This window comes from Phyllobacterium zundukense (assembly GCF_002764115.1).
Classification (GTDB): Bacteria; Pseudomonadota; Alphaproteobacteria; order Rhizobiales; family Rhizobiaceae; genus Phyllobacterium; species Phyllobacterium zundukense.
This window is the reverse complement of record NZ_CP017940.1, coordinates 1,864,225-1,886,636: the sequence shown is the minus strand read 5'-3', so window position 1 is coordinate 1,886,636 and position 22,412 is coordinate 1,864,225. Positions and strand designations below refer to the sequence as shown.

22 protein-coding genes and 1 pseudogene are annotated in these 22,412 nt (G+C 56.0%); 18 read left to right on the top strand and 5 right to left on the bottom strand.

Annotated features, from left to right (window positions below; genetic code table 11):
- Nucleotides 1-20 precede the first annotated feature (20 nt).
- A complete protein-coding gene (locus BLM14_RS09400; RefSeq protein WP_099999123.1) occupies nucleotides 21-599 on the bottom strand; it encodes a TetR/AcrR family transcriptional regulator in 579 nt (192 codons plus the stop codon).
- Nucleotides 600-762: 163 nt separating this feature from the next.
- Between BLM14_RS09400 and BLM14_RS09395 the strand changes: the two genes are divergently transcribed.
- A complete protein-coding gene (locus tag BLM14_RS09395) occupies nucleotides 763-1,974 on the top strand; it encodes an efflux RND transporter periplasmic adaptor subunit (protein WP_099999122.1) in 1,212 nt (403 codons plus the stop codon).
- Nucleotides 1,971-5,060 carry an efflux RND transporter permease subunit gene (locus BLM14_RS09390; RefSeq protein WP_099999121.1) on the top strand — a complete coding sequence of 1,030 codons (3,090 nt, stop codon included), beginning with the start codon at nucleotides 1,971-1,973 and terminating at the stop codon, nucleotides 5,058-5,060. Before BLM14_RS09395 ends, BLM14_RS09390 begins: the two co-directional genes overlap by 4 nt.
- Nucleotides 5,061-5,144: 84 nt before the next feature.
- Here the strand turns inward: BLM14_RS09390 and BLM14_RS09385 are convergent, their stop codons facing one another.
- The 3 genes from BLM14_RS09385 to BLM14_RS09375 form a co-directional block, all read right to left on the bottom strand.
- A complete protein-coding gene (locus tag BLM14_RS09385; RefSeq protein WP_099999120.1) occupies nucleotides 5,145-5,399 on the bottom strand; it encodes a GlsB/YeaQ/YmgE family stress response membrane protein in 255 nt (84 codons plus the stop codon).
- A 236-nt stretch (nucleotides 5,400-5,635) separates the two neighbouring features.
- Nucleotides 5,636-5,845, bottom strand: coding sequence for a hypothetical protein (locus BLM14_RS09380; RefSeq protein WP_099999119.1), 210 nt, complete (start codon nucleotides 5,843-5,845; stop codon nucleotides 5,636-5,638).
- Nucleotides 5,846-5,886: 41 nt separating this feature from the next.
- On the bottom strand, nucleotides 5,887-6,189 hold the full coding sequence (locus tag BLM14_RS09375) for a hypothetical protein (RefSeq protein ID WP_099999118.1): 303 nt from the start codon (nucleotides 6,187-6,189) through the stop codon (nucleotides 5,887-5,889).
- Nucleotides 6,190-6,419: 230 nt separating this feature from the next.
- Here BLM14_RS09375 and BLM14_RS09370 point away from each other — a divergent pair, with 230 nt between their 5' ends.
- The 8 genes and pseudogenes from BLM14_RS09370 to BLM14_RS09335 all read left to right on the top strand — a co-directional run bounded on the left by BLM14_RS09370 (nucleotide 6,420) and on the right by BLM14_RS09335 (nucleotide 15,305).
- The gene (locus BLM14_RS09370; RefSeq protein ID WP_100001168.1) at nucleotides 6,420-7,166 is read left to right on the top strand and encodes a response regulator; all 747 of its coding nucleotides are present in this window, start codon (nucleotides 6,420-6,422) and stop codon (nucleotides 7,164-7,166) included.
- Nucleotides 7,099-7,755, top strand: a pseudogene (locus tag BLM14_RS09365) (sensor histidine kinase); the annotation flags it as partial. The gene BLM14_RS09370 and the pseudogene BLM14_RS09365, both read left to right, overlap by 68 nt.
- Nucleotides 7,756-7,982: 227 nt before the next feature.
- The gene (locus tag BLM14_RS09360; protein ID WP_099999116.1) at nucleotides 7,983-8,621 is read left to right on the top strand and encodes a hypothetical protein; all 639 of its coding nucleotides are present in this window, start codon (nucleotides 7,983-7,985) and stop codon (nucleotides 8,619-8,621) included.
- Between the two features lie 245 nt (nucleotides 8,622-8,866).
- Nucleotides 8,867-9,370: a hypothetical protein gene (locus tag BLM14_RS31000; RefSeq protein ID WP_133123855.1), complete on the top strand. Its 504-nt coding sequence runs from the start codon at nucleotides 8,867-8,869 to the stop codon at nucleotides 9,368-9,370.
- Between the two features lie 133 nt (nucleotides 9,371-9,503).
- Nucleotides 9,504-11,339, top strand: coding sequence for a type I secretion system permease/ATPase (locus BLM14_RS09350; protein ID WP_099999114.1), 1,836 nt, complete (start codon nucleotides 9,504-9,506; stop codon nucleotides 11,337-11,339).
- The gene (locus tag BLM14_RS09345) at nucleotides 11,336-13,084 is read left to right on the top strand and encodes an HlyD family type I secretion periplasmic adaptor subunit (RefSeq protein ID WP_237143501.1); all 1,749 of its coding nucleotides are present in this window, start codon (nucleotides 11,336-11,338) and stop codon (nucleotides 13,082-13,084) included. The genes BLM14_RS09350 and BLM14_RS09345 overlap by 4 nt, the downstream gene beginning before the upstream one ends.
- Before the next feature lie 115 nt (nucleotides 13,085-13,199).
- Nucleotides 13,200-14,231 carry a hypothetical protein gene (locus BLM14_RS09340; protein WP_099999113.1) on the top strand — a complete coding sequence of 344 codons (1,032 nt, stop codon included), beginning with the start codon at nucleotides 13,200-13,202 and terminating at the stop codon, nucleotides 14,229-14,231.
- A 150-nt stretch (nucleotides 14,232-14,381) separates the two neighbouring features.
- Nucleotides 14,382-15,305: a helix-turn-helix transcriptional regulator gene (locus BLM14_RS09335; RefSeq protein WP_099999112.1), complete on the top strand. Its 924-nt coding sequence runs from the start codon at nucleotides 14,382-14,384 to the stop codon at nucleotides 15,303-15,305.
- Between the two features lie 24 nt (nucleotides 15,306-15,329).
- Here BLM14_RS09335 and BLM14_RS09330 read toward each other — a convergent pair whose 3' ends face one another.
- Nucleotides 15,330-16,058 carry a DUF2270 domain-containing protein gene (locus tag BLM14_RS09330; RefSeq protein WP_099999111.1) on the bottom strand — a complete coding sequence of 243 codons (729 nt, stop codon included), beginning with the start codon at nucleotides 16,056-16,058 and terminating at the stop codon, nucleotides 15,330-15,332.
- Between the two features lie 216 nt (nucleotides 16,059-16,274).
- Between BLM14_RS09330 and BLM14_RS09325 the strand changes: the two genes are divergently transcribed.
- The 8 genes from BLM14_RS09325 (at nucleotide 16,275) to BLM14_RS09280 (ending at nucleotide 22,388) form a co-directional block, all read left to right on the top strand.
- Nucleotides 16,275-17,213 (top strand): lipid kinase, encoded by a 939-nt coding sequence (locus tag BLM14_RS09325; RefSeq protein ID WP_100001164.1) that lies wholly within the window; start codon nucleotides 16,275-16,277, stop codon nucleotides 17,211-17,213.
- 251 nt (nucleotides 17,214-17,464) lie between these two features.
- Nucleotides 17,465-17,674 (top strand): hypothetical protein, encoded by a 210-nt coding sequence (locus BLM14_RS09320; RefSeq protein ID WP_133123856.1) that lies wholly within the window; start codon nucleotides 17,465-17,467, stop codon nucleotides 17,672-17,674.
- Between the two features lie 367 nt (nucleotides 17,675-18,041).
- Entirely contained in the window at nucleotides 18,042-19,262 is a 1,221-nt protein-coding gene (locus BLM14_RS09315) for a tyrosine-type recombinase/integrase (RefSeq protein ID WP_099999109.1), read from the top strand.
- Nucleotides 19,259-19,918 (top strand): hypothetical protein, encoded by a 660-nt coding sequence (locus BLM14_RS09310; RefSeq protein WP_099999108.1) that lies wholly within the window; start codon nucleotides 19,259-19,261, stop codon nucleotides 19,916-19,918. The genes BLM14_RS09315 and BLM14_RS09310 overlap by 4 nt, the downstream gene beginning before the upstream one ends.
- Nucleotides 19,919-19,998: 80 nt before the next feature.
- Complete coding sequence (locus BLM14_RS09305; RefSeq protein WP_099999107.1) at nucleotides 19,999-20,190, top strand: helix-turn-helix transcriptional regulator; 192 nt, start codon at nucleotides 19,999-20,001, stop codon at nucleotides 20,188-20,190.
- A gap of 1,060 nt (nucleotides 20,191-21,250) precedes the next feature.
- Nucleotides 21,251-21,535 carry a DUF6074 family protein gene (locus BLM14_RS09290; protein WP_133123857.1) on the top strand — a complete coding sequence of 95 codons (285 nt, stop codon included), beginning with the start codon at nucleotides 21,251-21,253 and terminating at the stop codon, nucleotides 21,533-21,535.
- Between the two features lie 240 nt (nucleotides 21,536-21,775).
- Nucleotides 21,776-22,093, top strand: a complete 318-nt coding sequence (locus BLM14_RS09285) for a hypothetical protein (RefSeq protein WP_099999103.1) — start codon at nucleotides 21,776-21,778, stop codon at nucleotides 22,091-22,093.
- Between the two features lie 112 nt (nucleotides 22,094-22,205).
- The gene (locus tag BLM14_RS09280) at nucleotides 22,206-22,388 is read left to right on the top strand and encodes a hypothetical protein (RefSeq protein WP_099999102.1); all 183 of its coding nucleotides are present in this window, start codon (nucleotides 22,206-22,208) and stop codon (nucleotides 22,386-22,388) included.
- Nucleotides 22,389-22,412 lie beyond the last annotated feature (24 nt).

Sequence of the window (22,412 nt, the reverse complement as noted above, 5' to 3'; positions counted from 1 at the left end):
AGACGATAAATGATATGCCTCTACGCGTTGACCGGCTCGGATATCTTATGCGGGTCGGCCGGCTCGAACAGGCTTCTCAGCCGGTCAATCGCGACGATCTGTTCTTCTCTGCTTGGCACATCCATTTCAAAGAGTTTCAAAGTGCGAAGACCTTCGATCGTCAGGAAAGCGATAAGTGCGAGGGTCGGATCTTCGGAATTTTCCTTCATGCGCTGCCACAACTGCCTGTTGTAGCGGCGGATGGGCTCGATAAAACCTGGATCGTTGGCAATCGCCGCGAGAATACCGGAGGGTTCCGGTTCGTTGCAAACGAACTCCGCACGGTAGACTTCTATACAGGCTTGTACCACGCTGTCGGGGCCATGGTTTCGCTTGGCCTCCTCCTCGCGAAGTGATTCGTCGAATTCGCCGACGTGCTGCTCTACAAGCGCTTCAAGCAGTTTGGCCTTGGTCGGAAACGTATAAAGCAATCCTCCCTTTGAAAGACCCGCTCGCCGCGCCACCGCATCCAGTGAAAGGTGCACAGGCCCCACTTCCTTGGCGATTTCGGCTGCTGCCTGCAAGATCTTGTCTTTTGTAGAGAGGATGTCCGCTGTCATTCTAGAACTTTCGATTTAAGGGAGGTGCCATTCCCATATTGACATTACCGTCCGGACGGTACAGTACTTTGCGCGTGGCAATCAAGTCCACGTGATCTTATTCTCGTAAATAGGCTGGCAGACCACTTTGCTGGCCATTGTTTTGTTCCGGAGCAGTTCCCCGATGATAAAGCGCTATATTGTCCCCGTTATCGCTCTCCTATTCGTCGTTCTCATCGGTGTTGGGTTGGTTGGCTTCAACCTCTTCCGGGATAAGGCAATCAAGGATTTCTTTGCGACCATGCAGCAGCCAGCTGCACCGGTTTCAACCTACACGGTCAAACCTAGCTCGTGGACTCCTGAAGTGGAGGCCATAGGTACGGTCAGCGCCATTCAGGGCGTCGAGCTGTCGGTCGAAGTTGCCGGCATCGTCAAGGAGATTCCGTTCACGGCCAATCAGGTCATCGAGCTGGGCGCACCGCTCCTGCAGCTCGACGACGCTATCGAGAAAGCCGATATTGTTGCGGCTCAGGCGCAGAATGTGTTGATGGACCAGACTCTGGAGCGCGCACGCACTCTTAATACAAGAGGGGTTGGCGCGGTATCGAGCGTCGATGAAGCGCAATCGGCATCTTTGGCCAAGAAGGCCGAGATTGCCAAATTACAGGCCGTCATGGAGCAGAAACTGTTGAAGGCGCCATTCAAGGGCACCGTCGGTATTCCGCGCATCGAACTCGGTCAGTATCTGGCACCGGGCACGGTGGTTGTTAGCCTGCAGGACCTTACCACGATGCGCGTTGACTTCACGGTTCCGGAGCAGAACTTGAGTCAAATCAAGATAGGTCAGCCGATCAAGCTCGGCCTGACGGATGATGATACCAGCTTCAAAGGTGAGATCACGGCTATCGAACCCAGGATCGACCCGGCGACGCGATTGGTTTCGGTTCGGGCGAAAGTGGACAATTCGGAAGGAAAACTGCGTCCGGGCCAGTTTGCCCAGGTTCGTGTCACCCTTCCAAAGGAAGACGATATCTATACGCTGCCCCAAACTGCGCTCGTTTCAAGCCTGTACGGCGATTACATTTATGTTGTTCGTCCTGCAGAGGATAAAGCTGATGCGCCGAAGCCGGCAGGTGGGCAGGCCACAGGCGCCGCGACCGCCGCGGATGCGGCAAAACCTGCAGACGCGGCCGCTGAAAAGAAGCTTGTCGTTGCGCAGGTCTTCGTCACGCCGGGGCGCCGCTCCGGCCTCCTCGTCGAGGTAACCAAAGGCGTCAAGGACGGCGATATCGTTGTTACCGCGGGTCAGAACCGTTTGAGCCCCGGCGCGGCAGTCAAGATCGCCAATGACGTTAATCCAGCAAAGACAACAGACGCAGGACTGGCAAAGAAATGAACTTTTCAGAAATCTTCATTCGCCGTCCGGTCCTCTCGACGGTTGTCGCTTTGATGATCATTCTGCTCGGTGCTCAAGGGTTGGTGAACCTTTCCGTTCGCCAATATCCGAAAGTCGAAGAAACGGTCATCACCATCAAAACCGCCTATGCCGGCGCCAGCGCTGACCTGATGCAGGGATTTATCTCTGCTCCGATCGCAAAGGCTGTGACCACCACTGAAAACATCGACTACGTGACGTCGTCTTCTGCTCCGTCATCGAGCACGGTGACGGTCCAGATGAAGCTTGGCGCCAACCCGGACGCGGCGTTGACCGAGGTAATCTCCAAGGTCAATCAGGTGCGCGGCGACCTGCCCGACGAAGCTGATGACCCTGTCATTACCAAGGGTACCGGTCAGGATTTCGCGACCATGTATCTGGCCGTGCAAAACCCCAACATGACGAGTGAGCAGATCACCGAATATCTGGAACGCGTCATCCAGCCGCGCATGTCGACGATCCAGGGCGTCGCCGACGCGCAGATTCTGGGTGGACAGGTGTTCTCCATGCGCGTGTGGATTGATCCTATCAAACTCGCCGCCCGCAAGACGACTGCGTCGGAAGTATTGACGGCGATCAACCAGTCGAACTTCCTGTCGGCTCCGGGCAAGATCGAAAATCTTTACACCGCTTCTCCGATCACGTTGAAGACGACATTGCAGACGCCTGAAGCCTTTGGCGCGATGCCAATCAAGTCCGACGGTGACAATATCATCCGTCTACGCGATGTGGCACGGGTAGAGCTGGGGGCCGTGAGCAAGGATACAATCGTCAGCTTCAATGGAGCCAGCGGTACGTTCCTTGGTATTTTCCCGACACCTGCCGCCAATCCGATCGATATGACAGCAGCCGTTCGCAAGGAATTGCCCTTGATTCAGGCAAGCCTGCCCGAAGGCATGCAGCTTTATATGGTCTATGACTCGACCGAGCAAATCAGCTCATCGATTGAGGAAGTGTTCAAGACCATCGGCGAGGCGGTGCTGATCGTTGTTGCCGTGATCCTTCTCTTCCTTGGATCTTTCCGCTCGGTCATCATTCCGGTCGTCACCATCCCGATCTCCCTGATCGGCGTATGCTTCTTCCTGTTCCTGCTCGGTTATTCGATCAATCTGCTCTCGCTTCTGGCGATGGTTCTGGCCATTGGTCTCGTCGTCGACGACGCGATCGTGGTTCTGGAGAATATCCATCGTCATATTGAGGAGGGGCTGAGACCGATCGATGCCGCGTTAAAAGGCATGAGGGAAATCACCGGACCGATCGTGGCGATGACTGTCACGCTTGCGGCTGTGTTCGCACCCCTCGGATTTACAGGCGGCCTCACTGGCTCGCTGTTCCGTGAATTCGCGTTCACGCTTGCCGGTGCCGTCATCATCTCTGGCGTGGCGGCTTTGACCGTCTCGCCGATGATGTGCGCGCTGCTGCTGCGGGCGAGTGGTCACAGCCGGTTCCAGCGGATTGTCGACCGGAGCTTTGGCTGGCTGGAGGGCGTTTATGAACGGCGCGTTGCGGGCTCGCTGAACTTTCGGTTCGTGACCTTGTTCATTGTTATCGCGCTTGTCGCCTTGACCGGCTTCCTGTTTACCAAGACCAACTCCGAACTCGCTCCGGAAGAAGATTCGGGCGCATTGTTTGCCATCGTCAATGGTCCCCAATATGCGACATCGCAATATACCAAGCTTTACGCGGACCAGATCGATGCCTTGACCAAGGACCTGCCGGAGTTGAAAACACGCTTCAATATCCTGGGCTTCGGCGCGACGAATTCCGCTTTCGCCATCTGGGTATTCAAGGATTGGTCAGAGCGCACCAAGTCGCAGGCACAGCTCAAGGAAGAATTGCAAGGCATGATCAGCCCGATTGCTGGTGCCGAAGCCTTCATCTTTGCGCCGCCTGACTTGCCAGGCACCGGTGGCGGTCTGCCGATTTCAATCATTATCCAGTCGACTGGTCCGGCCGACAAGGTGTTCGAAGTTGCCGAGGAGATCAAGAACAAGGCGCAAGCCTCGGGGCAGTTCATCATCGTGCAGAACTCGCTGTCGTTCAATGCGCCGCAAGTCACGGTCACGATCGATCGCGATCGTGCCTCGGCGTTGGGCGTACCTGTCAGCGATATTGGCCAGACGCTTGGGCTATTGGTCGGTGGTGGTAAAATCTCGAAATTCGATCGAGATTCGAACAGCTACGACATTATTCCGCAGGTACCCCAGGACTACAGGTCCAATCCGGAAAATCTAGGTCAGTATTTCGTCAAGAGTGCCTCCGGCGACATGGTGCCCTTGTCGGCGGTCATCAAGATCACCGAAAATGCATCGCCCGCCGCCATCGAGCAGTTCAACCAGTTGAACTCGGCGACCATTTCGGCATTGCCATTGCCGGGTGTCACCACGGGCCAGGGTCTCCAGACGGTCATCGATACGGCCAAGCCGTTGATGCCGGATGGGTTCTTCATGGATTATTCCGGGCAATCGCGTCTGGAAGTCGAGCAGGGAAGCACGATCCTTATTGCCTTCTTCCTGGCCGTGGTCGTGATCTACCTGGTGCTGGCGGCGCAGTTCGAAAGCTTCCGCGATCCGTTCATCATCATGATGTCGGTTCCGCTGTCGATCTTTGGTGCAATTGTTCCGCTGAATCTCGGGCTTGGTACACTCAATATCTACACGCAGGTGGGACTTATCACGCTGGTCGGATTGATTACCAAGCACGGCATTCTGATGGTAGAGTTCGCCAATCAGCAGCGTGAGTTGCACGGTATCTCCAGGCACGACGCGATCATTCTGGCGGCGAAGACCCGGCTGCGTCCGATTCTCATGACGACGGCAGCCATGGCACTCGGCGTTATCCCGTTGATCACGGCGTCGGGTGCCGGTGCAGCGGCTCGTTACTCGATCGGCCTGGTGATTTTCTCCGGCATCCTTGTCGGTACGATCTTCACGCTCTTCGTTGTTCCGATGTTCTACACCTTCATTTCCAAGAAGGATGCGAAGACGGAGACAGCGAAAACGCCGGTGCCCGATGCCGGTGCAGAACCGCAACTCGGTCACACCTGATCCGCACCTTGCTGCGAGGCAAAGAAAAAGCCTCCGAACCTTGCTGGTTCGGAGGCTTTGTTTTTTTGAACTGACTGACTGAAGTCAGGCTCGTTTAACGGCGCGAAGGACAAAGAGGAGGATGATTGCTCCGATCGTTGCGGCAATGATGGCCCCGATAATGCCGCTCCCCAGCGAAATACCAAGCCGTGGGAACAGATATCCCGCAATGAATGCACCGATGACGCCGACAATCAGGTCGCCGACAAGGCCGAACCCGCCACCGCGAACGAGCTGGCTCGCGAGCCAGCCAGCAATCAATCCCACCAAGAGGAAAATAAGAAGACTTTCACCGCCCATAGTCGATTCTCCATAAACCGGTTTCGCTACGATGCTTCGCCGGCCCTGGATTCCTCAATCCATGCGTGGCAGGAGAATCACCTCTGCGATTCTACGACGGGAAGCTTGATTTGGATAACAAAACTTGTGACGGGATAAATGGACCCCGGAAGGCCTGGAGAAAATAACTATACCGGTCATGGTTCTCCATAACCGGTATAGTTGGAACACTATAGAAATATTATTATGTCAGAAACTTATTCCGCGGCAGCTGGCTTCTTTACAGCCTTCTTGGCGGCGGTCTTATGCACCGGCTTCACATGATGCTTATGCGCGACCTTCTTGACAGTTTTCGTCGGAGCAGCAGTTGTTGCGGCAGGCGCGGCGCTTGCAGCTGAGCTGAGAACCGGAGCCGATACAGCGAGGGCAACGGCGAGGCCGAGAGCTGTGTAGAGGGACTTCTTCATGGTCAGTTTCCTTTTGATGTGGGCTTCGGGGACGCAGTCGATCAGTCTGTGATCGGCTGCACACCAAGCAGCTTCAATGCCTGGGCGTACGCTCGTATGCCCTGCGCCTGCTTGTTGCCTGCGCAGAATCGTGTTGCCTGCTTTTGAAGTGCTTTCGCCTTGGCCGCCCGTTTTGCCTCTGCGTGTTCGTTGATTGCGTGTTGGGTCTGTAGCTGAAGTTTACCGCACAGTTCCGTGCGGGTCGGCGTCTCATCGGCGATTGACCGGTCGATCGATGCGGTGAGGATCACAGCGCCGGTCAGGACGATTGTCGAAATGGTCGATATGTTCCGCAGAAGTGCCATTTTGAGCTACGAAGAAATCCTGTTTCAACCAGTCAACTCGCGTCGACACGCTCTTTATCGGGCATGACTGTTGCGTCAGTCTTTCTGCTCTGTGGTGTTTTGTTTCTGGAATGTTTCTGGCCGGCGATCCCAAAAAATTGCGTGGCTTTCCAAGTGGGATCATGCGTAAAAACAAGGAGTTGAATTACGCGCGAAGACCAAGCGTCAAAGATCTCTGCCAGGAAATGAGCATGAAATCCGAAGCCCACATTCTGATTGTAGATGACGACGAGGCCATTCGCGATCTCCTACACGAGTTTTTGAAAAAGCGCGGAATGCGTGTCTCCGTAGCAAGAGACAGTGAAGAAATGCAGGACGTGCTTTCCCGCACGCCGATCGACCTTCTGATTTTGGATGTGATGCTGCCGGGCAAGAGCGGTATGGAGATCTGCCGGGACATCAGGATGCACTCGCGCATACCGATCATCATGTTGACTGCCATCACCGAGACGACCGACCGGGTGGTCGGTCTTGAAATGGGCGCGGATGACTATGTCTCCAAGCCGTTTGATCCGAGGGAATTGCTGGCACGGGTGAGGGCGGTTTTACGCCGGCTCGATCCATCGGGACCTGACAGGCGCATTGAACCGCAAGTCTACAAGTTTGCCGGGTGGACCATGGACTGCTCGCGGCGAAGGCTGGTTTCTCCCGATGCAGTCCGCGTCGAGTTGACGACGGCCGAGTTCAATCTTCTGGAAACGCTGGTCAAGAGCGCGCAACGCGTGCTCAGTCGCGACCAACTGCAGGAACTGGCGGGCAGCAACGCCGCTTACGGCTATGATCGCAGTATCGACATTCTTATCAGCCGCCTTCGCCGAAAGATGGAAGATGATTCGCGCGCACCGAAACTCATACTGACAATTCGCGGCTGCCATGCAAACGCAATTGCGGGAATATGTGGCAGACCGAGAGCAACTCGCGGCAGCGCTGGCGCATGATCTGCGAACGCCGCTGACGCGTATTCGCCTGCGGCTCGAACTCTTGCGGAAATCGCAACTGCGTCAGTCGCTCATGCATGATCTGAACGATATTGAAGCCATTTCAAGGTCGGTCATAGATTTCGCCACCTATGAGATCGTCGATGAGGAGCAGGAGAAGATCGACTTCTGGTCGCTGGTCGATTCGATAGCAGACAATTATCCGCAGGTTTCATTCGACAAGGCCAGTCTGGTATCGCGTGGAATGATTTGCATTGGCCGTCCGATCGCACTGCGACGGTGTGTGACCAATCTGGTGGAGAATGCGGTGACCTATGGCACCAAGGCGCATGTCAGCCTTGCCCAAAGCGGAAGTGACATTCTGCTGACGATCAGGGATGAAGGCCCCGGCATCCCGCAAGCCAAGCTCGACGAGGTCTTTCAGCCGTTTCGCAGGGTTGAGACCTCGCGCAACCGGCAGACGGGCGGTTTCGGTCTCGGTCTGACGATAGCGCGCAATATTGCCAGGCGCTGCGGCGGCGATATCACGCTGGAAAATGATGTGAAGGGCGGCCTGAGGGCGGAATTGAGAATTCCGCGCCTCACTTGACCGGCGCGAATTTTCCTTTGGGTGGTCGCACACATAGGGATTAGGCTTATCCGGTCATGCCAATGTGTAAAACGCGATTTGACCTACCGCTGGGTTAACTCCGAGGGCTGGTTCGGCGCACCCCTTACCCCGGACGCATCGCCCGACTTGGCGTCTATGCTTGGTCTTCAAAAAATGGGACTCTAGGTCACCGGGGCTAGCCGGCGGCTACGCAATGGAGACACACGATGGAACCTGATGACGACGACCTGCAAGATGTCGACCAAGACGATCTTGAAATCGACTTGGACCAAGACTCCGAAATTGACGACGATGTGGACACGGACGTGCAGATCATTGGCACGCAACCCGTCGAAGTCAGGCTCGATACAGAAGTCGACCAGGACGGGGAAATGGATCAGGACGCGGATGTAGACGCGGAAACAGGCGACTCGGGCGGAAGGGATATCAGCATCGGCGCTGATCAAAGACCAGAGGTTGACCATAGAATCGACGTGGATATCGAGGTCAGCAAAGGGGATAATGGCGCCATTCTCGTCGAAATAGACATAGATGTGGAAGATGACATTGAAATCGAGAGCGATTTGGATGTCGATGTGGACGATGACGACGAAGACAGTGTTGATGCCTCGATCAACCAGGACACTGAAAGCGATGATAATATCGATGTCGACGTAGAAATCCGCGATGATCTCGACGCAGAGGTCGATGTCGATATTGCCTCGCTGGTCGCGACGCTGGTCGCAGGCATCGTCGATCTGGACGAGGGCGAAGATATCACCAGACTGGGTGTCGATCTCGATGAAGCCGCCACCATTGACAGCGATGTAGATGTAATCGTCGATCTGAGCGATCTAATAGCCTGATATTACTGAGTAAACCAAGCAAGCTGGGATCCCGCTTGCTTCACGCGTATATGTCCCGCGCACATTTCCCCGTTTGCACTACCCAAAGCGGTACACCTGTTCCGGTTAGCTCTCACCCATTTAGATAAGCCAAGCAGCACGGGGCATTGCCGGTTCGGTCGAATGCCAATTGGCAGCTATTTTCCACCACCTCAAACGGACATGCTCAGCGCATCGATGGGTGAGTTGGGGCGTGAATCAGCGTCATGACCATCGGTCCGCTCTCAATGTTGGATCAATGGGGCGGCTTTCCTCTAACGTGGGAGTGTAAGCATATGGACGATTTTGAAGACAATGATTTTGACATAGACATCGTGGCAGACATCGACCAGGACCTCGATCAAGATCAGGACCAGGACGTGGACGTCGATACCGATCAGGACTCTGATGTCGGCATCGACAACAACAATGACTCGGATATCGACAATGACTCCGATCAAGACGCAGACACCGACAATGATGCAGATGCCGACGCGGATGCCGATGCCGATGCTGATGATGACAGCGACGCAGATGCAGACGCCGATGCAGACGCCGACGCCGATGGCGACGCCGACAATGATAACGACACGGACAACGAAGTTGACCAAGCCAACGACAATGACGTGGACGTTGATCAGGAACAGGACGTCGAAGTAAACGTCGATCAGGATCAATGGGGCGAACAGAACGCCGATATCGACATCGATTTCGATTTCGACATCGCTTGATTGCTCGCAGAAACGCAGCGCCCGGACAGCTTCCGGGCGCTGGTGCATGCTGTCGACGAACTAGGGGGAACGTGGAGCTGCGCCGCTGTGGACGCTCTCCAACTTGTTCAACCCATATGGGGACACTTCGGCCATGGCTCTCTCTTGGATGAAAACCCGCGCAACGACCGAAATTGAACGCGCATTCGATCTTTGCAAACCTTCATTGCTGATGGTGTTTGTGCTCAGCTTCTTTGTGAACCTTCTGGCTCTCACGGTACCGCTTTACCTTCTGCAAATTTATGATCATGTCCTCTCGAGCCGTAGTCTGGACACGCTGATAATGCTGACGCTGATCGTCATTCTGGCGCTGGCGGTGAACGCGATTCTGGATGCGCTGCGGCGTTCCATGCTCAACCGGATCGGCTCCTGGCTTGACGACCGGCTGCAGGCTCCGGTTCTCATCGCAGCTGTCCAATCGGCCCTGCGCAGTGATTCAGCAGCCGCGGCGCAAGCCTGGCGCGATATCGGCGGCCTTCGGAGCTTCTTTGCCGGGACTGCTTGCACTGCCTTGTTCGACCTTCCCTGGACACCGATTTTCATCCTGGCGATGATCCTGGTACATCCGCTCCTTGGTGCGATTGGCCTTGGGGCATCGGTCATTTTGATCGCACTGGCTCTGCTTAACGAGATGGTGACGCGAAAGCTTTTTGCCCGTTCGAGCGCCGCCTGGGTAGAGAGCCAGCACCGGTTCGGATCGCTGCTCCGCAATGTCGAGGTCATCAGCGCTATGGGAATGCTCCCGGGTGTGGCCCGTCTTCTGCACGACGAACAGACCCGAGCCAAGGAGGCACAGCTGGCTGCCGCCGCGCGCGGTACTGTTATCCAGGCGATCGCACGTTTCATCCGGCTTCTCGCCCAAGTCATCGTCATGGCCTGTGCGGCCTGGCTTGTAATCCTGCACGATATCAGTCCCGCAGCGATCTTTGCGACTTCGATCCTTCTTGGCCGATCGCTGGGCCCGGTCGAAGGCGCAATCAACACATGGAAGGCGGTGACGAGTGCGCGTCTGAGCTATGACCGCCTCAGAAAGATACTGGCGGCCGCTCCGAAGCATCGTAAGACGATGCAACTGCCGCGCCCCAATGGACAACTATCAATCGAGCAGTTGACGTTCATGCCCGCTGGCGCAGAAGCTCCGGCTTTGCGCCGTCTGACTTTGGTGATCAATCCCGGGGAAGTCCTTGGCGTGGTTGGTGCATCGGGCGCCGGAAAGTCGACACTCGGACGCCTTATCGCCGGCACGATCGCTCCCACAGCAGGACATGTGCGCCTTGACGGTGCGGACGTCGCTATTTGGCTGGCCTCCGGCGGTCACCGCCATTTCGGCTATCTTCCCCAGGATATCGAACTGATTGGCGGTACTGTCCGGGAGAACATCTCCCGCTTGCAGGAAGCGAATGCGGACGAGGTGATTGCAGCAGCCTCCATGGTGGGAATGCACGACATGATCATGCGGCTTCCCATGGCGTACGAAACCAACATTGGTGACGGAGGCATGCGACTGTCCGGAGGCTTACGGCAGCGCCTTGGGCTTGCGCGGGCGTTCTTCGGTCATCCCCGCCTGCTTGTGCTGGACGAACCCAATGCCAGCCTTGATGCCGAGGGGGAAGACGCCTTGCGGGAGGCCATCCAGGAGATGCGGGGGCGGGGATCCACCATCATTGTCATCGCCCAGCGCCTTAGCATTCTCAACATGGCTGACAAGGTTCTGGTCCTCGACAATGGCACGATCAATGCGTTCGGCAATCGTCGGGAAATCGCTGAAAAGATCAGGAACGGGCGCACCAGCATTCCAGTGAGGCGGCCGCGGATCACCGCTGCTGCGAGGAGCGTCAGACGTTTAGGCAGCAAGGCTAGTTCAGAATCCTCAGAAACCACAGCGACTGGTTCCGTCGTCAGGGAGACATCCGGAGGGAATGCGCCATGAACACTTCCAACCAAGCTATGGTGCAGCACCTTGCAGCTGTCGTGGCAAAGCCGCGCATGAGACCCCTTTATCGGATGCTCCGCCTCGCCAGGCGCGCCGGTATTATTATTAAACAGGGCGTTGCAGCTACCATCGCAGAGCTGCACTCGAAGCTGCTCGATCCCGTGCGGCGATTCATTACACAGGTCTTTTCTGCCATTCACACATTTGCGGCAGGCACGAGCAGTGCTGTCAAGCGCAGCCTCGCAATTGTTACGGCAGAGTTACACTTGAGGCTGAGCGCATTTGCAAAAGGGCGAGGTTTTGCACGCCATCGCGCGCTTGCGTTGCCAGCGGCAAATGACACGCTCGACCGTTCGAAAAGCGCTTTCTTCGCGGTCGGCTCATTTGCGAGCGGTGCCGGCGCGCAAACCGCACCTCGGCGCGCGGTAGCCAGACCAAAGCCAAGCGGGACGCCGTACGACCATCTGCGCCCCCTTGCTCTCAGTGCTTTCGCGATCGTCGGCATATTTATCATCGGGTTTGGCACTTGGGCTGCATATGCGCCGTTGGAGAGTGCCGCTATCGCGGGTGGGGCGATCGAGGCCGAGACAAGCCGTAAAACCATACAGCATCTGGAAGGTGGAATCGTTGGACGCATTCTGGTGAATGACGGTGATGAGGTTACCGCCGGGCAACCGCTCATTCGTCTCGATGACATGCGAGCCCAGGCCAACGTGCTGGCACTCCAGATGCAGCTTTGGGAAGCACAGGCGCTGGAGGCCAGGTTACTGGCCGAACGCGATGGTCGTGCGACGATCCAGTTTCCGCCACGCTCTGGTCCTGCGGCCAAGAACGATCGAAAACTCGCGGAAATCATGGGAGGACAGATCAAGATCTTCGATGCACGTCGCAACCTTCAGAAATCGCAGATCGATGTCGTTCAGCAGCGCAAGGCACAAACGGAACAGGAAATCGCTGGGCTAGAGTTTCAGGCAGCAGCAGCCAGGGAACGGGCGTCGATCATCAAGGAGGAAGTCGCTGGCGTGGAACCCCTGGTCGCCAAAGGCCTGCAAACGAAAGTGCGTCTGCTAAAGCTGAAACGCGAGCAGGCTGAGATCGACGGTCGAATGGGCGACTTGCAATCCCAGATCTCACGCGCGGGGCAGTCCATCGGCGAATCCCAGGCAATGATTTTCAAGCTGGAGAGCGACCACAATAGCGAAGTTGCGCAGAGCCTGCGCGAAACACAGGCACTGGTTTCTCAACTCGGCGAGCGCATCCAGGCTGCGACCGACATACTCGACCGGACCGTCGTTCGTGCGCCGGAGGCCGGAACCATCACGGATCTGCGTATTCACACACCCGGCGGCGTGGTTGCGGCCGGCGAGCCTCTGCTCGATCTGGTACCGCGTCAGGATCGGCTGATCGTGCGGGCGCTCGTCAAGCCGGAAGATATCGACCTGGTTCGCCCTGGCCTTGAGGCACATGTCCGTCTCCTTTCCTACAAGCACCGCCGGGTGCCTCCGGTCGATGGCGTCCTGACCTATGTCTCCGCCGATAGTCTCGTCGATAAGGAAACGGAGCGACCCTACTACACCGCCCGGGTCCGGATAGACGAGGCGTCGCTGCACAACCTGCCGGAAGTGGAGATCATGCCCGGAATGCCGGTCGAGGTAATGATCAAAACAGGGGAGTTTACCGTCGCCCACTATATGTTTCGCCCCGTGCTCGACAGCTTCAACCGAGCTTTTCGCGAGGACTGAGACATGAATGTGCGTTTGATCAATCTGCGCCATTCTTATCATAACGGACATGAGGACGTGGGATATGCGTTGCCTGTGTCAGCGGTGGACTCCTTGAGGCAAGGGGAGAATCCGCATGTTCTTCTCTGACAAAGGCACGCGCGACCTGCTGCCGCTCATCGAACTCCATCTGGATGAAATCCCCGGACCGGCGGCAGAATTTGACGGCGATCCCGCTCCCGCGGGCAATATTCCGCCTCAAGTGGTCCCGCAAGCAATGCCGCCGGCCGCAGATTTACCTGAGGTCGAAGAGCACGCCGATGAGAACCCCGAGACGTTTTCGAACCGGGATCCAGCGCCTGCCAACATGCATATTCCGGAAGCCCGCGGCGATACTGATACTGTCCACGAGATCTCCATACCGCTGGATCAGAGTTTCTTCGCGGGAAATCCCGTCATGTTCACCTACCGGGGCGCAACGGGCGAACTCGAACACAATGAGGGCGCGGCATCGGCCGCCCTATCCAGCCAGGTCGCCGACGGTCCCAGCCCGGATGCTGCCGGCGTGCCCAGCACGCTGGACGACGCACACACCATCAATGTCACACAGTTCGCGGCGGTCGAACAGGATGCCAGCATCTTCGTCAGCGGCTATGTCGGTGAGGTCGTGGCTCGACTGCACATCGACCAGAGCCTCGTAATGGACCAGGACGTGGACATTGCCTTCACCATCGACGGTGACGGACACTTTTCTGTACTGATCGATCAGGACATGCGCATCGATCAGGATATCTGGATCGATATCAATATCTACGACGAAGACGGCGTCCTCTATGTGGATGTTTTCTTGCGCGACGCGGTCGAAGTAGAACAGGACACGGCAATTGATATCGAGATCAGCGACGGACCACCCGGCGGAACCGTCGAGGTGAACCAGGATCTCGAACTCGATCAGGATGTCCACGTTCAAATCGACATCGAGGACGACCTCGAGGAGCGTTATATCATCAAGACGAGTGTTGATGTCATCCAGACTGTCGACGCCGACGAGACCGCGATTGTGGGGATTACGGAACGGGACGGCGAGATCGATCTCGATGTCGACGCCATGCAAACAGCGTTCGTTGACCAGGAAACCATCGTGCATGCTGATTTTACGCTGGTCTAGCGATCAAGCAGAATCACCGCCCGCTTTCGAAACTTTCGCGCCGGCACAACTGCAAGTAGCTTATCGCCATTAAATTGCTTATAATACTAACAAAAATTCATAACGTTCGCAGTTTGTAAGGAGTAGTTCAAAAAGCGTAAGGGGGAAACAATGTCAGTGTCATTCGCCGCCGAAGTGCACGGCTTCAATGAAATTCACAATGCCAGCGAACATATTTCCATTGTCGTCATCGATTGCCAAACCTTGTCGCGAAGTTGTCTGATCCGCATTCTCCGGGGGGAGCTACCTGACGTCGTCATTCACGACATCGCAACATCAGACGAACTGGTCGGGATAATCGAGAAGCACATCAATCTTGCCGTTATCAATATTGAAAACTGTTGCATGACCGATGCATGGGTGGCGGTCAATCTTGCCTACATCCATCAATTGCGACCCGAAACATCGCTTATGCTCCTGACGCAACTCGACGAGACATCGATAACCGATGCGATTGTTTCAGAGGTTTCCAGATTGGGCGTAAGGGGCTACACGACCAATACCGCTCCTGTTGAAGTTGTCCTCGCTGCCATTCGCCTGATCCTCGCGGGCGGTGCCTACTATCCGCGCTCGGTGCTCATCGACGATGGTGAGTGTTCGAATTCGGTGTCAGCCGAGAACACCGGTCCGCTGTCATTGCCAGCCAACGCCAGAGGGGATGAATCACTCGATACCGCCGATACAGCCATGATTGGCTTCACCGAGCGCGAGAGGCAGGTCCTGGCAACCTTGCGGCGCGGTCTTCCCAACAAGATCATCGCCAGCGAGCTGGATCTGTCGGAGAATACGATCAAGGTGCACATCTCGCACATCATGCGAAAACTCAATGCGACGAACCGGACCGAGGCGGTGGTCTTTTCCCAGCAGTACGGATCGGCGGGCGCGAAGGGCAATAATGGCAACGGCAACGGCAACGGCGCAATGCTGCGACCGCCGCCGAAGGCAAACCGGAACGAGGCATTCCTGGCGTCGCTGTGCCTGCTCTGTCTGACGTTCTTGAACGAGTTTTCTGCCTTCATCGCGATGGGTGTTTAATGGGCAGTATCAATACCCAGCGCATCAAACATGAACTTCGCCGTGCTGCTTCTCGTCCGGGTCACCAATGAGCAGCGCGGCGTAGGCGAGCCAGCAGTAAAAAGCGATCACCAAGAGCAGTATGGTCCAGCCTGGTATCGGTCCGAATGCAGCGTTGGCAACTATCTCCTGAAGTGAATGTGCGACGTCGCGCTCAACCTCGCCATCCTGCAGCTTGGGCGTCGAGATTTTCAGCACCCAGGCCAGAAGCAGGATCAGGAACATCCACAGATAGTTGCGCCGCAGCCGCCGCGCCATTGCCGCCCGTGTCGAGATCAAGAATTGCGGCCTGCGCAAATCTTGGCCGAGCGGTCGCGCCCAGCCGCTATCCGGATTTGGCAATGGCGCCATTATTTGGGCAAAATAATTCTTCTCCAGCCGGCGTACCCTTCCGCGGTAAACGTCGAAGAACCGATAACGGCGTGCCTCGATGAGGAGCAGTAATTGCACCAGAACCATGGCGAATAACAGCACGCCATGATGCGACGTCGGTGTCGATAAAGACAGTGACAGCATCGCTGCCACGCCTGTGATAGCCCAGTTGGTTGTCCGGTCAATCCTGTCGCGCCAACCCGCCATGCGACCCATCTCGGCGCGGTGGTAGTGCGCCAGTACGGTGATGTATTCGGCCGATGTCGCGGGAAATGGGGGTGCAGACCATTTCGTCGAAGTTTCACCGCCAGGTTGCTGTTCTTCTTCTTGAGCTTCGTTCATATCCGCCTCCCAGCAGACCCTCCGCCCTTTTGATCTTACACAAAAATCCCTCCGATTGTGCTGTATTAGCCAGGTTCCGTCATGCGATCGCCCCAAGGCCATACTCAACGGCATGATGAAGAACTACGCAGATTGCCGTTCCTTGTATTGCCACAATCACGCACCCACCTGCGAAGCTCGATGATTTTTCAGCACGCAACGGAAAAAGGTGGGCCGATGACTGGAACGTTACACAAGCGCGCGCTCCTCATTGTCAATCCCAATGCCCGCAGCGGCAAGAGACCGATCGCACCCGTCCGCGAGATGCTTGAGTCCGGTGGACTGACACTTGTCGATGCCGCACCCACAGATGGCGAAACCCTATCCAATGTCATCTCCCGCATGCGCGATGCCTGTGACCTGGTGATCATTGGCGGCGGAGACGGTACGTTGAACTCGGCCGCAGCGGGTCTCGTCGACACCGGCCTTCCGCTTGGCGTTCTTCCACTCGGAACAGCCAATGATTTCGCCCGTACCATCGGTATTCCGGCCGACCCTCATGACGCTGCCAGATTGATCCTGTCAGCCGCGCCGCAACCCATCGATCTCGGCGAGGTCAATGGGCACCTGTTCTTCAACGTCGCCAGCATCGGCTTCAGTGCGGAGCTGGCCGGTGAACTGACCGAGAAAGCCAAAAAGCGCTGGGGAAAGCTGGGCTACGCCATCGTAGCTGCCCGGCTCCTGGCCCGCTCGCGGCTGTTCACCGCCTATGTCGAGCATGACGGGTCGGTGGACGAGATCAGGACGATGCAGGTGTCCGTTGGCAACGGCCGACATTATGGCGGCGGGATGACTGTCGAGCAAACAGCGACGGCCGACGATGGCCGCCTGGATTTCTACAGTCTTGAGGTTGACCACTGGTGGCGGCTCTTGGCGCTCCTGCCCAGCCTGCGCAAGGGTACCCATGGCAAATGGGATGATGTGCGAGCCTTTCACACCACGGAGGTCATCGTCAAGACGAGCAAGCCGCGCGCGGTGAATACGGACGGCGATTTGACAACATGGACTCCCGCTCATTTCCGCATCCGCGAAAAGGCGATTCGCGTCTTCGCCCCTGCCACTGAGAATCGCGATTTCGGTTCGAAGAGGAATGTTCGCGCCTCCGAGCATTCATAGGGCAGCTGTCAAAATCAGCTGCCATATCACATAGGCGGCGGCCTGGTTTCGTGATCAATGCATTGAAAAGGCTGTACTAAAGTCGGCGATGAACAGGAGCACGGCACCGCCATTTGAACATTATGCAAAATTGCAGAGTGCCGACCAGTCCGTAAATTTAAGGATTGGCCAGCCTTGCGTCCGCATCCCCTTCAGCGTTTTCCTTCTCTCTGCATCAATTGGAGATTCGGAACGTGGCGCATGAGACGATAGTGAACCTGATCAGCCAGGCGACGGGGCTGCTTTCTGCGGTGATCCTGTACTGGGGCAGTTTTGGCGTAAAATGGGAAGGGCGGACGATCAAGGGAACGTCGCCGCGCGAACTGCTCATCGAGTCGTTGCAATTCCATCTCGGCTGGATCGGGTGCCTGTTCGCCGTCATCGCGATTGGTTGCCAAACCTACCTGACACTTCGGGCTTAATGCCACTTTCCTGCCGCGCAGCTGGCCAAGGAACGCGATTCGAGGGCAGGGCGGTCGGCCCTGTGCCCAAAAATGTGCCCAAATTTGCCACATGCATTTGGCTTGCGCGCCAATGCCTTCGCTAAAGTGTTGTTTTCTTGGGAGTTCTTGGTGAGCGCGCAGGGATTCGAACCCTGGACCTACTGATTAAAAGAGGCAATCCAGCGAACACCGACGGACAATAAAAACGCTTATGAACTATATAACATGTTGTAAATACAAGTGAAATGTGTTCTGCATTGTTCGTTCCAGTTTTGGCGTGTTCCGTCGCGACGGAACCCTGTTGGAACCCTGAGAGAAAATTCTAATGTTTTGTAAGTAGGTTGATGTGGCGGGCAGGAAAAATCTTACAGCACGTTTCGTTGAAACAGTGAAGGTCGATGTTCGGACCGACTATTGGGATGATGTTGTACGCGGGCTGGTGTTGCGAGTCTCACCAACGGGCGTGAAATCCTGGACTGTTGTCTATCACCGTGAAAGTGACGGCGCAAAACGGAGAGTGACGATCGGTAAATTTCCGGCAATCGATCTTGCAAAGGCGAGGGCAAAAGCCCTTGGTGCGGTAACCGCGGTCTCGGATGGTGAGGATCCTGCTGGCAAGAAACGAGCGAGACGAGACTCAATGACTGTCCGCGAACTCGGTGCGCTCTACGTTGAAAAGTATGCCAAACGGAACAAGCGAACTTGGGCCGAGGACGAACGTTTGCTGAAGGTTGAAGTGTATCCCGAGATCGGCGATATGAAGGCATTGGCTGTAAAGCGTCGAGACATTCTCGACATCATTGAATCGAAGGCAGACGCAGGCTTTTTGGCCCAATCCACGCAAATCCTCGCAGTCGTCCGAAAAGCATTCAATTGGGCCGTCGAGAACGACTATCTCGAATCATCGCCTGTGATAGGCGTCAAGCCACGAGCCAAGCCGACAAGGCGCGAGCGCGTGCTTTCTGATGATGAAATTCGTACGCTTTGGAAAGCATTGTCCGAGGTTCCAATATTGTCGGATACCGTTTCGATCTTTCGCCTGCTCTTGCTGACCGGTCAACGTTCTGGGGAAGTTTGCGGAATAGTGCGAAGCGAGATTGATCTCGAGAAGGCCATTTGGACGATCCCAGGCGTGCGCACCAAGAATGGGCTCACGCACGTGGTTCCATTGTCGGATGAAGCCCTTGCAATTGTCGCGGCCGCACTTGAGACGGTCGATGAAGAAGGGAATGCATCGCTCTTCAGCCGCATTGGCAATTCGATCGAGCCGAACGCAGTTGCCCAAGCAGCGCGATTGAAACTTCAACTCTTGGGGATGCCCTGGACGCCCCACGATCTCCGGCGCACAGTTGCGACTGGCATGGCCGGAATAGGAGTCATGCCGCATATCGTTGAAGCCACACTCAACCATATCAGCGGTTTCAGGGCGGGAGTAGCCGGCGTCTACAATCGCGCTGCGTATGAACCCGAGAAGCGCAGGGCGCTCGATATGTGGGCGGAGCACATCATTGCGATCGTGAAAAGCAAGTCGTCCAAAATTGTTGATATCGCGGGTGCCAGGCGATGACCGAAAACTTCAAGTATTCGGACGAGATGAGGGCTCGGCTGGCCGCCACTCTTGGGCGTTCCAGCGAACATCGCGAGGTATCGCACGTCGAGCGGATCGTTACTGAATGGGTAAGTCATAACGAGAAACACATACAAGCCGATTTAGCACGTAATGCCCGTATTGCTACTGCCGCGGAGAATCTACTTCTCGAACTCGACTTAGATCGAGATGAGAATGATGACGATCGCGAACGAGATTTTGCTGAGGATGGAGATCCAGTTACTTTGCGAGGTCATCTGCTGGTGGCGATCGACTTTCTGGATTTTGTGAAGAAGGAACACGAAAACTTAATTCCGAAAGGCAGGCCCTCAGTCCTCCCGCGTCTCCTGTCCACCCGACTGTTGGAGTTCTGGGATAACAGCGGGAGGCGGATAGCTCGCAGCTCTACCACTACAAAAGACGCGCCAGATATACAAACACCGAGCGGCCCACTTGTAAGGTTCCTTATCGCGGCAACAGAACCCGTATTGCAGCACAAAGTACCGTTGGGGGCCGCGGAACACGCCATCAGACTTTTTTATCCCCGTCGGCGGAATGAAGATGACGAAAAGTCCACGGAGTTTTTTCGAACTTTGATGACCGAGCTACATGGTGAAAGCACAGCCAAAAAGTAACCCCATTTTCTCCATGTTGTTCCTAGTTCAAAAATGGTGAAATTACGTATCCGAACCTTAACAAAGAGGATCGGACACAAATGGAACTGCTTACCATCAAAGAGGTCGCGAAGCGCCTCAGTATCGGTCGAACGGCCCTATGGCTCCTAACCAAAGAAGCCGATTTTCCCAAACCCCTACAAGTTACAGTCGGCCGTAAAGCGTTCGTAGCTGCTGAAGTTGATAAATGGATCGCGTCGCGTATCGCACAGCGCGACAAGGTGGCTGCATGAACAGCCATCGAGAGAGCGACGACAGCTATCGCCAGGTTGTCGTTATTCTCAACGAGAGTTGGCGGATCGTCGAATGCAACATGGCCGTCCAATGGATTTTGCAGCGTGCGAAAAATAAGCGGTGTGGAAGAGCATGGGCATCGGAGGGCTTCTGTCGGTCACGCGAAGCGTTGATCCGTCTCAGCACCGGTAAATCTGGCCAAATTGAACCCAGCGCTCGTACTTTCCTCGACACCTTGCCCACCAGATTTGAGCAAAACGCGGGAAGGGCGGGGTGATGCTGGAAATATCTCATTGCCATTGCGATCTAACGATAACGACTGCTGCCCGCTGGCTAGCCTCTCAGAAGAGGCCGCCAGCTGCCGTGCTGTCTGTTCTGCATGAGCGATTCGGTCTTTCGATCGAGGAAGCCGGCCAGGCCGTCAGAGAAGCCAGGCTGATCCATGCGAGGGCGCTATGAAGGCCTCGCATCCTAAAACACCAAAGGAGACCGCGCAGCGCGTCTTCGTGCCCTCGTCAGAGAAGGCCAGCCTACCAAAGGAAACGGCCCTAGTGCCGCGTCCCTGCCTGCCACTTATCTGGCCCAAGGAAGGTAAGGCTCGGAAGGAAGCTTTCGAAGCGTGGCATGCAGTAGCAATGCAGGTGTGTAGCCAGGCCGGTATTAGCTTTCGAGTCATGGCCATTGTTGACCGGTTCATCCATTGGAACACCGGAACATTCTGGGCGACCAACGAAACAATAGCCATGCGCGCCGGTCGGTGCTCAGAGCGGACCATCAAGCGCGACATGGCATCACTTTGCGCGCTTGGCCTATTCATCCCAGAGCGAGGATGGAGGCGATCGCGAAACGGCAAACTCGTCCGTTCCCGATTAATCCGGCTTGCGGTCCCCAAGGATTTGCCAGTCGAAACATGGGTTCCGGGCGAAAGTCATGGTGACACCTGTTGTCCCTATGAACTGCTGCCGGTCGCAAACGATCATGGTGACACCTGTTGTCCAAATCATGGTGACACCTGTTGTCCCTTTACCCTTGAATATACCTATGAATACGGAGGCGGTGATGCAGCTTGACCTTTTCACGCATCGCAAGCCAGCAACCGTTCATGCTTTTCCGCTCGATCGTCGACGCAAGCTAGTCAACGACGCGGCGGAAGCCCTCAACGCAAAAAGCTACTCGCAGGGCAAGGCGCATTGGACACGCCTCGTAAACCGGATCCGGAAGGAAATGCTCGCCTCGGGTCTCAGCGTCCAGATGATCGAATCTGAGATTGCTGCATTCGCTGACGCTGTCTCCCGAGAACTTAATATTTCCCAGCATTACCGCGGCTCGGACGGTGCGGCATGACCTGCGCTTGTCAGGGGGGCGGCCCGGAAGGCCTCCCCCGCCCTAGGAGCTGTAGTGACAGCATCGTTGGCGCCAACGTTGGGCCGACCGTCAGGGTCCGGCCCTCACAAACGCAAACCGCCCCCAAGCCGGTGGCAAGCGAGCGGTCAGAGACCATGGGTAACCGTCGTGATGACTCGGCGGAAACACTCAGGAGTCTTTCACGAATAGTTTCATTAGAGGTTAACCGGGAGGCCAGCTGTGAGCGATGACACCCAACCAAAACGCGGCGTCGTTGTTTCGATGGCAACGGCCAAGTCGCTGACTTTTGCCGAGGCGGTATCGGATCAGGAGCTTGCCCGTGATCGCATCAAGGATCCTGCGCAATGGCAGCAAGAAATATCGCAGTCGGCCTATGCGGCGGACTTTCCGATTCTCGCTGCTGCAGTAATCGAACAAGGCCTTCCTCCATCCCTGTTTCGCGCCCTTTGCCAAACACTCCTCGAAAACCGCTGGATCGCAGATGCGATCGCTCGCGACATTCCAAACCTCGACAAGGGTGCTCCTGATGCCAACTGACCAAAAACAATCCGAGGATTCTAACGTCATTCAATTCCGCGCGCGTCGAATCCCCCTACGCCAAACCTATAGCGACGCCTTTTACCAACAACTGAAAGAGAGGAGGCATCCCATGATCGAGGACGCTGAAGACGCTGCAACCGCGAGAGTAAAGGCGATCATCACCAGTGACGAAGGGAAGAAATTTAGAACGCTGGCGTTCTACGTCTCGTTCGAGACCACCAACACACCAGAGCAATTTCAGGCGATCGTGCGATCGTTCCTGGAAGACACGGAAGCCGGCAAAAATACCTGAGCAGATTGCCGCTTCAACATCCCA